Here is a 1,237-nt window from a genome sequence, read left to right on the forward strand (position 1 = left end):
CACGCTTAAAAATAATAAAAGCAGACTTGACCTGATAGTTTGGCTGTGAGCAATTATGTGCTTAGTGCATCTAACGCTTTTAGCAGGGGCGCGACGTCAGGAGCGTCCCTTGCCTAAACTTGTTAAGGCATTTGTGAACAAACGCCACCAGTATTTTGGTTTAGAACCAATGCATACTTCATACGAATACAGCCTATCTCGAATCAAGCAGGAACCATCCAAGATTGGCATAAAAGGTACATTCAACCTTTTCACTGCATCCCATTGGTGCACGTACTCGGTCTTGCAACTCGGACACTTTGGGTTTGCACCAGGAACAAACCTACCCCCGCAAGGGCAATCTGGAAGAGTTGCTGCTATTCGATCCAAGAGCTCTTGATTGATTTCATTTTCATACAGTAATGCATGGTCCTGCTCTCTATGGATTACATTCGAGCAAGTATCACAGAAAAAATGCGGGCAACTGTCGCTCATGCCGCTCGATTGCCAGGCAGGAGTTTCCTTCCCACACTTTGGGTTTGGGCATTTCATTCTTCCTATCCATGGTGCATTCGCTTCGTAATGTACGATTTTCATGTAGCCTTAACGCCTGGCACAGCGGATCGCAAACCTGGCGCGGCTTTTGGTACAAAAGGCGTGACAGGTTTGCGAATCCGTTGCTGCCACTTGTTAACCCTTTTGCCAGATTTGGTAACTATAATTTATGTTAGAGGCGAAGTCTTGGGTAAAAACTGGCCTAAAATTGCTGGGGATTTCAGGAAAGTAAACATCACCTTCCGGCTCGATGTCTATTGTAGATATATGTAGTGTATCTACTTGATCGATCAGGCTTTTGTATATCTCCCCACCACCTGAAACAATGACATGATCCGTTATTTTCTTTAGGTTGGTTAAAGCATCTTTAATTGATGGAAAGATCAATACGTTCTCATTGTCAGATGTAAAACTTGAACGTGTTACGACCGCATACTTTCGGTTGGGTAATGCTCCCATTGATTCAAAAGTCTTGCGTCCAACCAACAGCCATTGGTTATAGGTAATAGCTTTAAACAGGAGCTGTTCACCTTTGGCACTCCATGGAATATCAGGGCCATTCCCGATAACTCCATTCTTCGATATAGCTACCATTAGTGATAGTTTCACAATTCTTCCTCAGAGGTTAACTTTGTTTTAGGGCGACTGCCCTGCTGCGTAACATCGTTGCTGCTCCATAACATCAAACATCGACCCACGGCGT

At 44.2% G+C, this 1,237-nt stretch carries 1 protein-coding gene; it reads right to left on the reverse strand.

The window, feature by feature from the left end:
- Positions 1-669: 669 nt before the first annotated feature.
- Entirely contained in the window at positions 670-1,143 is a 474-nt protein-coding gene (gene dfrA1 / locus MN199_RS14715; RefSeq protein ID WP_000777554.1) for a trimethoprim-resistant dihydrofolate reductase DfrA1, read from the reverse strand.
- Positions 1,144-1,237: the final 94 nt, after the last annotated feature.

Origin of the sequence: Rheinheimera metallidurans (genome assembly GCF_036983985.1) — a bacterium.
GTDB lineage: Bacteria > Pseudomonadota > Gammaproteobacteria > Enterobacterales > Alteromonadaceae > Alishewanella > Alishewanella metallidurans.